This is a genomic window from Pseudoalteromonas sp. TAP-3C (assembly GCF_059888565.1).
This window is the reverse complement of the sequence record NZ_CM187618.1, coordinates 1002476-1014815: the sequence shown is the minus strand read 5'-3', so window position 1 is coordinate 1014815 and position 12340 is coordinate 1002476. Positions and strand designations below refer to the sequence as shown.

10 protein-coding genes are annotated in these 12340 nt (G+C 45.0%); 3 read left to right on the top strand and 7 right to left on the bottom strand.

The window, feature by feature from the left end; genetic code table 11:
* Positions 1–5: 5 nt before the first annotated feature.
* Entirely contained in the window at positions 6–2186 is a 2181-nt protein-coding gene (locus AC6H44_RS04715; RefSeq protein ID WP_500737788.1) for an exonuclease domain-containing protein, read from the bottom strand.
* Between the two features lie 217 nt (positions 2187–2403).
* Between AC6H44_RS04715 and AC6H44_RS04710 the strand changes: the two genes are divergently transcribed.
* Both AC6H44_RS04710 and AC6H44_RS04705 read left to right on the top strand, forming a co-directional pair.
* Complete coding sequence (locus AC6H44_RS04710; protein ID WP_500737787.1) at positions 2404–3828, top strand: sugar porter family MFS transporter; 1425 nt, start codon at positions 2404–2406, stop codon at positions 3826–3828.
* A 226-nt stretch (positions 3829–4054) separates the two neighbouring features.
* Positions 4055–5059: a transposase gene (locus AC6H44_RS04705; RefSeq protein ID WP_500737786.1), complete on the top strand. Its 1005-nt coding sequence runs from the start codon at positions 4055–4057 to the stop codon at positions 5057–5059.
* Positions 5060–5297: 238 nt separating this feature from the next.
* Here AC6H44_RS04705 and AC6H44_RS04700 read toward each other — a convergent pair whose 3' ends face one another.
* The 5 genes from AC6H44_RS04700 to AC6H44_RS04680 are packed head-to-tail and all read right to left on the bottom strand — an operon-like array spanning position 5298 to position 8495.
* Positions 5298–6044 (bottom strand): energy transducer TonB, encoded by a 747-nt coding sequence (locus tag AC6H44_RS04700; protein WP_500737785.1) that lies wholly within the window; start codon positions 6042–6044, stop codon positions 5298–5300.
* Positions 6041–6445 (bottom strand): ExbD/TolR family protein, encoded by a 405-nt coding sequence (locus tag AC6H44_RS04695; RefSeq protein ID WP_500737784.1) that lies wholly within the window; start codon positions 6443–6445, stop codon positions 6041–6043. The genes AC6H44_RS04700 and AC6H44_RS04695 overlap by 4 nt, the downstream gene beginning before the upstream one ends.
* The gene (locus AC6H44_RS04690) at positions 6432–6917 is read right to left on the bottom strand and encodes an ExbD/TolR family protein (RefSeq protein ID WP_500737783.1); all 486 of its coding nucleotides are present in this window, start codon (positions 6915–6917) and stop codon (positions 6432–6434) included. The genes AC6H44_RS04695 and AC6H44_RS04690 overlap by 14 nt, the downstream gene beginning before the upstream one ends.
* The gene (locus AC6H44_RS04685; RefSeq protein WP_500737782.1) at positions 6901–7794 is read right to left on the bottom strand and encodes a MotA/TolQ/ExbB proton channel family protein; all 894 of its coding nucleotides are present in this window, start codon (positions 7792–7794) and stop codon (positions 6901–6903) included. The genes AC6H44_RS04690 and AC6H44_RS04685 overlap by 17 nt, the downstream gene beginning before the upstream one ends.
* Positions 7795–7838: 44 nt before the next feature.
* Positions 7839–8495 (bottom strand): PepSY domain-containing protein, encoded by a 657-nt coding sequence (locus tag AC6H44_RS04680; protein ID WP_500737781.1) that lies wholly within the window; start codon positions 8493–8495, stop codon positions 7839–7841.
* A 265-nt stretch (positions 8496–8760) separates the two neighbouring features.
* On the opposite strand from AC6H44_RS04680, the gene AC6H44_RS04675 reads away from it, so the two are divergent.
* Positions 8761–9966: an IS4 family transposase gene (locus AC6H44_RS04675; RefSeq protein WP_500735106.1), complete on the top strand. Its 1206-nt coding sequence runs from the start codon at positions 8761–8763 to the stop codon at positions 9964–9966.
* A gap of 21 nt (positions 9967–9987) precedes the next feature.
* Here AC6H44_RS04675 and AC6H44_RS04670 read toward each other — a convergent pair whose 3' ends face one another.
* Positions 9988–12276: a TonB-dependent receptor plug domain-containing protein gene (locus AC6H44_RS04670; RefSeq protein WP_500737780.1), complete on the bottom strand. Its 2289-nt coding sequence runs from the start codon at positions 12274–12276 to the stop codon at positions 9988–9990.
* Positions 12277–12340 lie beyond the last annotated feature (64 nt).

Below are 12340 nucleotides of genomic sequence, written 5' to 3'. Positions count from 1 at the left end.
TCGGTTTACTCGTTTGCTGCTTGCTGAATAAGCAGTAACAACTGCGCAGTGGCGTTAGCATCATCTAATGCGCGATGGTGATTGGTTAAGTCTAAATTAAAATGCGCCGACAAATTACCCAATGAATATGACTTTAATCCTGCAAATGCTTTACGTGACTCAACAACCGTGCACATTTTAGGCATTTTAAAATTCACTCCAATCATTTCTAGCTCTTTTTTAATAAAGCCGTAGTCAAAATTAACATTATGCGCCACAAAAATACTGCCCGCTAACTTATCAAGCAGGGGCTGCGCTATGTCAGAAAATACCGGCGCATTAAAAACCATATTATCGCTAATGCCTGTCAACTTAGTAATAAAGCCAGGAATATGGCGCTGCGGATTTACCAAACTAGTCCAGGAGTCTATCACTTGTCCGTGCTGCACTTTAACTACGCCAATTTCGGTAATGCGGTTACCGCCTTTTAAACCACCGGTGGTTTCTATATCAACCACACTATAAATACGATCAGGGTCTACAAACCACTTAACGGCAGCAATATGTACCGTGAATCCTGCTTTTTTTAGGCTATCGATAGTAATGAGCTGATTGCGTCGTAGCTTATCTCCTGGCGCTTTTACTTCCTCAAAATACACCAGCCCATTTTTAATAATCATTAAATCAGGGTAACCGTCTTTTAATTGTAAAAACTGCTTAGCCATAGCTTTTAAATGGGTGATTAATGCATCAAGCGGGCTATTTAAAATAAGCGCTTCAAGTGGCGCAAGTAATTCGTTATGCCAATTAAATAAACCATTGGGCTGCTGAAAATAAAGCGCAGCGTGCTTACATACTAAATTTAGTAATGCCTTATTAGTGGTAAACCCAGCCAAGCGCGCCTCTATTTGCGTTTGTTGTGCGTCATAAAAATTACCACACTTTAATACTTGAGGGTAAATATCAAACTCAGTGCATGGCGGGTAAGGTGTGTCTATAAATAACTCATGCCAAAACGCCAAACCAAATAAAGTTTGCCATAGGGTATTTTCAGTATTGTGCACCTGCAAACCTTGAGCGGTATAATGCACATTTACGCCTTGCTCTACATCCCCTCGATAAATGTCGTCAATTTCTAGTACACATTGAGTTTGGGCAAGCATATCGCTTAAACGCGAACGTGTTTGCTTATTAAACTTACGCATTAAAAAGTCATCTGCAAAATACAGTAACTCATCAGTAAGCGGGTTTTCGATAATTTGCTCTAATTGTGCCTTCACCCACTCTTTGTTACCAAGGCGGTATTGCTCTCTTATTTGAATTTCCTGAGCTTGTGCGCAATCAGTGCACGCTTCAAGTAGGCTAAAGGCAAATTCACTCTCTGTATTTTTTAACTGTTTATAAAGCTTAACCAGTAGTTTATTTTTAATGTCGTACGCCAGCACTCCATGGGCTTTTTGCGCTACGACTAAATGGGCAAGCTCTCGATAAAAAGTTTTATCATCAGCTATCTTATCTTTTGCTTTTTCAGCATTTTTAAACGCTAATCGGTAACGGTTTAAAACATAATTTGATTGTGCTTGCTCTAGTGTTTCAAAACGCGACAAACTCTCGGTATGTCCTTCACGAATAGCCGTTAATCCCAAATCTCGCATAACAAAGCGAGTCTGATGGTTTACATCACCATTACTTAAGCGCCCTGCAAATAAAAATTCAAAATACTCGTAATAATCTTCACGGTTATTAATAACATATTGGCTATAAAATGAGGTAAGTGCTTGTGGGCAAGTGCTAAAAAAATCACAAGCAATATTAACCAACTCGCCCTTAGCAGCACTTTTTTTAAAGCTTATGTGTTGATTGTGGTTATTGAGTAATTCTACCAGTGCTGGTTTGGTTAAATGGGCCAGCAATTGCGCGTAATGCGCAGTGTTTGGCTCAAATAAAATACCCGCTGTTTTTAGTGCATAAATAGCCTGATGCGGCGATGGTATTTCTTCGTAATTTAGCGATTGAGTTTGCACTAAATAAGGCTTACGAGAATATACCCGCGCTAACATACACTGAGCTTGCTCATCTAGTTGACTAACTTTGCTTATAAACTCGCAATGTTTAGGCTCAAGCAAATGCATACATTGGTTGGTTACAAATTCAATCAACTCTTTAAAATGCGCTAAATAATATTTTGCTGGTAACTCTTTTTTCATAAAACCGCCCGCACTGTATATAAAAACAGTATAATTATTTAAATACTTTTAGCAACTCAATTAAACCCAACCCGTTAAAGCAATTAATTTTTTTATGCATACGTATTACTATTGAAATATCTTTTTTAGCGTGATCAGTGTGTGCTAAGGTTGCCGGCACATTATTTAGCGGTAATTTACACTTCATTACACATAATAAAAATTAGGATAGAACAACATGACAACACAGCACATACCTAATGGTGAGCATAACGCACAGGCAAAATGTTCACTTTTATACGTTATTTTTATATCGGCTGTTGCCGCTATTGGTGGCTTTTTATTTGGTTTTGACTCAGGGGTTATAAACGGCACTGTATCGGCGTTAGGTAATACATTTAACTCGAGCAGTGTCGCAACAGGGTTTAATGTTGCCTCTGTTTTACTAGGTTGTGCGCTAGGTGCTTTAGCCGCAGGCCCACTTGCAGATAAATTTGGCCGTCGCGCTATTATGATTGTCACTGCACTTATATTTGCTATCAGTGCATTTGGCTCTGGCATTGCTGATAGCTCAGCTGAGTTTATTTTTTACCGCTTATTTGGTGGGTTAGGTATAGGTGCAGCCTCGGTTTTAGCACCGGCTTATATTGCAGAGGTTGCCCCTGCTAGCTTACGCGGCCGCTTAGCGACACTTCAGCAGCTTGCTATTGTACTGGGTCTGTTTGCAGCTTTTTTAAGTAACTACTTAATTGCTAATGCCGCAGGCGGGGCTGAGGGTATTTTACTGTTAGATTTAGCTGCATGGCGCTGGATGTTTTGGGCTGAACTAGTGCCTGCTGGCTTGTTTTTAATTGGGGTACTTTTTATCCCTGAGTCACCACGATACCTAGTAGCACAAGGCAAGCTAAAACGAGCTAAAAGTGTATTCAGCAAAATTTCAAATGATGATGCCGATACACAAATTAGTGATGTAAAGCAGTCTTTGCAAAGTGATAAAAAACCGAGTATTCGCGACTTATTTATTGATGGCAGTAAAAAAGTACACCCTATTGTTTGGGTCGGCGTTGCCTTGTCTGTTTTTCAACAATTTGTGGGTATTAACGTGGTATTTTATTATGGCTCAGAACTATGGCAGGCCGCTGGCTTTGATGAGTCACAATCACTTTTTATTAATGTACTGGCCGGTACTACTAATATTTTGTCTACCTTTATTGCTATTGCCTTAGTTGACAAGGTGGGTCGTAAGCCATTATTACTGGTAGGCAGTATAGGTATGTTTGTTAGTTTAAGTGCGCTTACTTATACCTTCGCAAGCGCAGGCCTTAATGAAGTAGGCAAATTAGCACTTAGTGAAAATATGGGCATATTTGCGCTAATAATGGCAAACCTGTTTGTGGTATTTTTTGGGTTAAGCTGGGGCCCAATTGTATGGGTATTACTTGGCGAAATGTTTAATAACCGTATTCGTGGTGCAGCCCTTGCAGTCGCTGCCAGCGCCCAGTGGATAGCCAACTTTGCTATTACTATGACCTTCCCTATTATGCTTGGTAGTATTGGTTTAGCAGGCGCTTATGGCTTTTACACCGTCTCGGCATTTATTAGTGTGTTCTTTGTGGTTAAATACATTAAAGAAACACGCGGTATGAAACTAGAGTCTATGTAATTTTTTAGGCAGAGTAAAAACCAAGCTATTTTTACTCTGCCTTGTTTTACTTTCTTTCGCACGCTCTTTTAAAAAACAAGGTTTGGCTGATCAGCTTCACTGAGTATGCACTTAATTATTGAGCAGAAAATAAAGGACAGAAAATAAAGGACAGGCATAAAAAAAATTGTAAAATCCTCAAACTAAACTACTGTTATTATATCCAGTTAAAATAATGATTATTAGCATGACAAGAGCAAGAAAATGCCTCATTGATTTGGCTTCAACATCTTACTATCACTTAATTGCTCGGTGTGTAAGGCGAGCTTATTTGTGTGGTGACGACCCCTACACAGGTAAAAACTTTGACCACCGCAGGGCATGGCTTATTGAGCGGATTAAGCATTTAAGTACCATATTTGCCATAGAAATTGCCGCCTACGCTGTAATGAGTAACCACTATCACCTTGTTGTAAAAGTTAATCGCCCACATGCACTAAATTGGAGTGACGATGAAGTTATTACTCGTTGGTGTAAATTATATCGCGGCCACACTCTCGTTGACCAATATAAACAAGGTCAACCGTTAGATGCCGTAAGCAGGCATCATTTTGACGAAATCATTGCAATATGGCGAGCACGGCTGTACGACATTAGCTGGTACATGAAAAACCTAAATGAATATATTGCGCGTGAAGCAAACAAAGAAGATAACTGCACAGGTAAATACTGGGAAGGGCGATATAAATCGCAAGGGCTATTAGACCTTGTATCAATTATACGCTGCATGGCGTACGTAGACCTTAACCCTATCAGAGCAAAAGCCGCTGATAGCCTTGAAGACAGCGACTTCACTTCGATACAAGAACGTATTGTTCATTTTCAAGCACAACAAAATAATGACAACAACACAGATAACGTTTATAAACAACAAGATAACTCTCCACATCTAGGTCAGCCTGCACAGTTAAAACCATTCGCAGGCAACCATATTGAACACACCATCCCCTTTGCTTTAATTGATTATTTAGCATTAGTCGACTGGAGTGGCAGGCATATAAATCCACAAAAAAAAGGGCATATTGATAACAGTATTCCCAAAATACTCGCAACTTTAGATTTAGACGAAGCGGTATGGTTGAATTCAATAAAACACTTTAGACGCCAATATTCACATTTTGCAGGCGCACCGCAGTGCTTAAAACAGCATGCAGCAAAAAGTGACGTAAAATGGTACAAAGGCACAGGTTAAAACCAGCTATTTTAAGTATGTTCATTACTAAAACGCCCAGCATGCGCGGTTAATCTTACCTGCCTGAAATTTGACCTTACCTGTTACCAGTAATACCTTACTAACTTCGCGAATATTTAATAAATAATGTAATTTTTTACATGCCTTATATTTTCGATGAAATTAAAGGCAGCTTATTCTGTGGAATAAATTTATGCCTGTCCTTTTTGTTTCCCCTTTTGTCTTCTTTTGTTTTCTACTAACGTAAAAAGAATTCTATCGGCACCACCAGCTCCAGGGTTTCCTTGTCAATGGAATCCGGCATGGCGGGCAGTGGTCGAGCGCGTTCGAGCATCGCGAGGGCTGCTTCATCCAGTTTGTTATAGCCGGAACTTTGTTCGATTCTCTGGCTCAATACCTTGCCACCGTGGTTTATAACAAAATACAAAAGTACCCTACCTTGGTGCCGGCGGATTCGGGCGCTTCTAGGGTATTCCTTGTGGCGTTCCAACCATGCTAATAAAGTGGCTGCATAATCCTGGGTACTGCCGGGAATACCGCCACCAGCGGTGTTGTCTCCTGTCCCGGTGTTATTGTATTCTGTGTTGCCGGTTTTACCAGCGTTACCCGCCAGTATGGCCTGCGGTTGGGGCGCGAGGGGTTCGACCAGCGGTTTCAGCTTGGCCACTGTTGCAACGGCTTGGGGCTGAGGTTCTGGTTTTGGCTGAGGTGCTGTGGGTTGCGGCTTTGGCTGTTCCTGCGGCAGTTCAGGTTCTTCTATCGGTGCAGGTTTTTCTTCGCCTTTGCGGTTTTCGGGGCCATCCTGCGAGCGGCCAGCGGGGCCAAGGGAGATTTCAATTCCGCCCGTGCCTGCGGCAATGGCCTGCCCCTCGGTCGATGATGGCACCCAGAACAGTAACGCGGCCACGCCAATGTGCAATCCGGCCGCTAATAACAAGGCTGCCAATAGCCAAGGTTTGCTCAATGCAAAAGGCGCTTCTCTCATGGCGCCACCTCTTCGGTTAACAGGCGCAGCTTGCTCAGCCCGACGTCGTTCAGCGCTTGGGTAAAACGTACCAGCTGATTGGCGGGCAAGGTATTGTCCGCTTTAACGGTGACCAGTAATTCCGGCTGTTGCTCTAGGCGCGTGCGTAATGTGATCAGCAGAGCGGCCTCATCGACGATCTGGTTATTCAGAGCGAAACGGTTTTTAGAACCCATCAGGATTACTAAAGAATCGGGTACGTGCTCGCCCTGGCTTACGGATTCCGGCGGATCCACTTCAAAGGGTTCAGTCACTGTCAAGCTGCCAGCGATCATAAAAAAGATCAGCAGTAGGAAAACGACATTAATCAGCGGCAGAATCCGTTCTTCCGTTTGGTCGGGGCGACGATCAGGGAAGTGCATCGGCTTTGCCTCGCTGGCTTGTCTTGTTTACCGTATCGCCAGCTTGCGCAAACGACCAGTTGGGGTCATCGATTAATTTCAGCGGCGCAATACCCGCCTTGTTCAGCGCATCCAGCACCCGCACCAATTGTTGGGTGTGGGTGTTTTCCAAAGGTTGCAGGCTAACGGGTTGATTGGCCGGTTGCCGCGTCTGTGCCTTGGCAACCAAGGCATCCAAACTCAGCAGGCTCTCATTGAGAAAAACTTCATCACCACGTACCACAATAAGCATGGGATGTGTTTCTGAAACGGCTGTGCTGCCTGCGGGTGCGGTATCTAGGCTGATGGATCGCCAATCCATAAAACTGGAAGCGAGCATAAAAAACACCAGCAGAATAAACACCACGTCGATCAGGGGTGTCAGGCTGATGATATTTTTGCGTCGCGGCTGTTTTTCTGCCAGTTTGGCAGGCACACTAAATGCTGGCTTCATGGCTAACATCGGGCGTAGGGTGGGCATGGCTGTTGGTGTCTAAGCTGCTCTTGCGCCCAGCGATTTGTGCTCGTTTTTGATCGGGCTTCGCCTCGGCAATAGTTACTTTTTCTACTTGGTCAGCAGCTTGCGCAGCAGGTTCAGACGCCGCCGATAAATCTTCGGTAAAAACTTGCGTCACTAGATTATCCATCCCGTGGGCTAGATGATCTACGCAGCGCTCCAACCAATTAAGTAATGCCACTACCGGAATAGCGACACACAAACCGACTGCTGTGGTAAGCAGCGCCTCCCAAATACCACCTGATAATATCGCTGGGTTGACCTTGTTGCCAGCCGCCTCCAGTTGCTGAAAGGCTGAAATCATGCCCAGTACCGTGCCCAGCAAACCCAGCAAGGGCGCTAGCGAGCTGATCACTTCCAGTGGGCGAAAGCCGCTTCGCAAATGAAATAACGCATTGCTACCGTAGCGCAACACTTCTTCGCGCACGACGCTCTGCGGTAATTCACGGCGGATACCGCGAATAGCACAGGCCAGCGCCTGAGCGGTGGGATTAGCGCTAGCATCGGCCACGGTTAACGCCTTATCTGCTTTACCCTGTTGCCACAACGCCAAGGCCTGCTCAGCAGGCTGCCGCTGCCACAATTGCGCACGCCGAAACTGGGCGAGTTTAACCAGCACCAGCGCCAGCGCAATTACCGACATGACGCACAGTAGTATCACCACCGGGCCGCCGGTGTCGAGCAGCGCCAGAGCATCGCTGATCCAGCTTCTTGCCGGCTCTGTCACCATTTCTGCCTGGCCTGCTGCGCTCTGTGTGATGTCAGGCTCAGGCTGTATCAGCGGCTCCACCGCCTGTGCGTTATTATTACTCATGGTGTTTTACCTTATAAATTTAGAAATCCGATGTATTTTAAGAGCTATTTAAATGCAGCCAGAGGCTTTCGATGCCTGCGGGACGAACGCTTTCGCCTTGTCGACCAGATGTAGATCCCTGAGCAACTCAGAAAGATCATCACTAGCGCACAAAAATCAATCAGTAGCTTTCCCCACAAGCCACCGTAAAACTCACCTGTATGAATTGCCTCGATCAGTTTTGGCCAGTCGATCCCAGCCAGATCTTCCTGATCAGGCGATGCAACATTTTTTAGTAGGTAAGCACCTTCTTCACGCAGCACGGCTTCACCAGTAAAAGCATTAATGACAATTTCACGCTCTTTGCCATATTGCTTGTGGGTGCGAATTTTATAAATCAGCTGACCGTTGTCGTCTTTCAGCTCGATTTTATCCAAGGGAATTTTCTCGCCATATACCTGTGAAGCGAGCGCTAAGGCTTGCTCAAAATTAATCGCCGCCGAAGGCAGTGAACCGGTTTCGAGTAAGGGTTCAAATTGGTTGACCGTTGCCTTTGGTTCAAGCGCCTCGGTTTTACCTAGGCTCAAAAAAAAGTCTTCGTGATTCAGGAAAATCCCAGTAAGCGAGGCTAGAATAATTAAAGCACCAAAAACAAGCCCCAAGTAGTTGTGATACTTGCCAAGCCATTGGATAAGGCGCTTGTTTCGCTTTTTTTTCTGCATGATATTACTCTTATTTTTAAGATTTTCTGTAGCAAGAGGGGCTGTTTCTGCCCAAATTGGGTGACAAACAAAACGCGCGTGTTTAATTATAAAAAGCAGCAGTTAAATGCCAATAGCTTATTAGGCTTGGGTCATTCAACTGGGCTTTATAAATAATCATTAAGGGTTAAAACCTGACGAATCCCCACAAAATAAAAATTAATGGTAGACTCTCATGATTATTTGTGATCAAATTTTTTCACTATAAAAAAACTCACTCATAATCATGAAAGCCACCGAAATATTACACAAAGATATTGCCATTGCCTACCCTGAAATTCATAAAACACGTTTAAATACAGTCTTTACGTTTGTTAACTCAGGCTTGCGTGACCAGCGCGTTACTGTCACTTACCTAGGCCGCGGATTAAAATCATTTTCTAATACCGATAAAAAACATGATATTAAACGCGCAGACCGTTTGATTGGTAATGCTAACCTGCATCAAGAACGTCTTTGTTTCTATGAACATATGACCGAATGCTTAGTAGGCCAGCAACAACACCCACTTATTATCGTTGACTGGTCACCTATTAATGGCGGCGAAATATTTCAAGTGCTCAGGGCAAGCATACCAATGGGGGGAAGAGCGTTAACGCTCTATGAAAAAGTGTATCCTGAAAGCGAATTAAATACCGAAGCGGCTCATCAACACTTACTCGATAGCTTGGCACAGTGTTTACCTGCAGATTGTCAGCCTATTATTTTATCTGATGCTATTTTTAGAACGCCATGGTTTAAAGCCATAGAAGATAAAGGCTGGTATTGGCTTGGGCGCGTCAGAGGCAATGTGACCTTATCTAGCGACCTTGAGACATGGCGAAATTGTAAATCATGGTTTGAGCAAGCAACAGATAAACCACACCTTCTGACACAGATTTACTACGGAAAAACAGTTCGTTTCGCGTGCCAAGGTGTTTTGTTTAGAGGGAAAAACAAGGGACGTAAAAAAATCAAAAAACGGGGTGGGCAATCTCAATGTACAACGGTTAAATACCAACAACAAAAGGCCAAAGAGCCTTGGCTACTTGTGTTTAATTTACCTACACAATTTACAGATAAGCCTCAACGGATTGTGACTTTATATAAACAACGTATGCAAATAGAAGAAAGTTTCAGAGACACTAAGAATGCAAAACTTGGCATTAGTTTAGCCTTTGCAAATTCAAGAAGCGCAGAAAGGTTTGATAATTTATTGCTCATAGCGGCGTTAATGTTGTTTGTCTTATGGTGCATAGGGTACACCGTGTCGGCACAACAAGGGGATGCGGCATTACAAGCGAATACAGAGAAAAAACGACGAGTATTGTCCTATATTTATCTTGGCAAAGAAGTGGTTGATGATCCTAGGTATGAGCCTGATGGGCAGTTCATTATTTATGTGTATAGCCAGTTGTCACTTCTGACTATACAAATTGATAATTTAGGCTAAATTCGTGGGGATCTCTCAGGGTTAAAACTGATAATTTACCCGAGCATAAAAGGTGCGAAACGTTGGCTCATCGGTGCGAATCGTCGATACGAGCGCGCCTGTGCCATCGAATTCTCGACTCACTTGTTGCGTGGTCTCTCCAAGTAAATTGGTGAGGCTCACTGTCAGGCTCAGATTCTTGGTCAGTTCTGTCTGACTCGACAGGTCAACACGCGTACGTGAGCTGATCGATTGCGCAAGCGAGCCGCCACCACTGAGCTGCTGAGTCTGATCTAACGATGGTACGAAATTGAGCGACAGGCCAAAAGTTGTTTTCCATGGGGTCAGAGCGTAATCCACCCCAAGATTACTAACGAAATCTGCCTGCCCTAGGAAAGCTCGCTCACTGCCGTCGGGCAGATCCACTGTTGAATCGATGTAACCGGCGTTGCCCCACAGCGACAGACCTTGCAACCTAATAACATCGGCTGCTGTGCGGAAAGAAAACTCAGCGCCCATTGCGCTGGCATCGCCGACGTTTTCAGGCGTAGCGATAAAGCGCCCGGTGCTGTTGTCTAATATGCTTTCTATTTTATCGTTAAATTGCCGAGCAAACAGATTCAAAGAGACATAGGCCGCACTATCGTCAAAATAGCGGTCGATGCCAATATCAAGCCCCCAAATGGATTCAGGCTCTTGCAGCGGGTTACCTTTTACATCTGCCTTAGTTGCCGTGCCGTCTTCTTCCTTAATCGATGGAGTGAGCGTTCGTAGATCAGGACGACGCAAGGTACGCGCTACTCCGAAACGAAGGTCGGTGCTTGCGTCAAGCTCAAAAATGGCATTAACAGAGGGCAATAAAAAGGTTGCGTCTTGTGAGGTGTTTGCACCAAAAAAATCGGTTGTTTGGGTCTTAGAGTCTTCGATACGCAGCCCGGTGGTCAGTTGCAAACGCTTATTTAATTGCCAAATATCTTCGACAAAGGCAAAAGTGACGTCTTCATCGATTTCAAACACTCGGTCTTGCTTTGGCGCTTGAGGCACTCCTTTTTTCACGCTGGCGTTTTGCTCATCATGCTGCCGCAACTCAAGCCCCGCGCCAAGGTTGAGTTCATGGGCTGCACTCTGGTGCGAAAATATCAGTTCTGGGCGTATCAGTGAAAGCTCGATCAGCTCACTGCGCTGCTCGTCTTCTGGTGCTTTGCCCGGTTTATTTTTTAGGGCATCGCGCTCGGTTGCGGTCTCGCCTTGCTGCCAGTCTATCGTGGCTTTTAAACTAGACTCAGCAGACATCTCCCGCGCCCAACCCGCGTTGAAACCATAGGCCTCGCGCTTACGCTCTCGATCTTCGTCTTTGACTTCTTTTGGGGTGAGCTGGTCATCCTCCAGCTTTGTTTTAGTGTCGTCTCGAAACTCAGTGGTTTTCATATAATACGGGTTGAACTCAAAACGCCCGGCGCTATCGCTGGTTACCGCAAAGCGCGGGATAATATTCACCTGCTCAAAGCGTCTTTGATTAAAGTCCAGCTCGCCACCATCGGGGGCACCGGTTTCATCAAATTCGAACTCGTCTTTGGTTTCGCTGCGCCGAAATTGCTGGATAGAGCCTGCCAGCGTCATTTCTAGCGCGCCAATTTTTTGTCCAGTCGAAAAGCCCAGCTCACCTTGGCTGCCGTTGTCATCTAAATAGCCGCCACCGACTGTGAGTTCGCTCTGTTGCGGCAAGTCGACGCCGTTTTTCAGCACGATATTAATCGTGCCCGCAGCGCCTTGCCCTTGCATACTAGCACGCGGTGAACGCACCACTTCAATCCGCTCGACCAAGCCCGCTGGAATACGGTCAAGCTCAAAATTACGGCGTGATTCACCGTCAATCAAAGGTCGGCCGTTAATCAATACTTGCGTGTACTCGCCCGGCAGACCGCGCAAACGGGCTTCCCGTGTGCGGTTGGCTTTTTCAAAAGTTACGCCGGGTAAGCGCCGCAAGGCATCGCCCAAGGCTTGTTCGTTGTATTGCTGTAACTGCTCGCCCTCAATCACTTCCATGGCATTAGGCGCAACAAGTTTTAGTTCTGTTGCTTTTAGTGCAGAGCGCTCTACGCTCAAATTGCCTTGCACCTGCACAGGGTCAAGCTGGACTACATCCGCTGCTTTATCTTGCCTAGCGTCTTGAGCAGGGTTCTGGCTTTGTTCGCTGGTTTGCGCAAAAACCGAAAAAGGTGCAGCACCAATCGCAGCGGCAATCGCAGCGGCAATGGCCATAGCCAGCATGGTGCGTGGTGCAGTGCTGCGATTGCTCTGGCGCGCAGGCACAGGAATATTGGTAAACAAAATTTAATCTCCAAGTTTAAGTAAGTCTGTTTTAAGCCCATAACAGGAACCATAAAAATAGGGT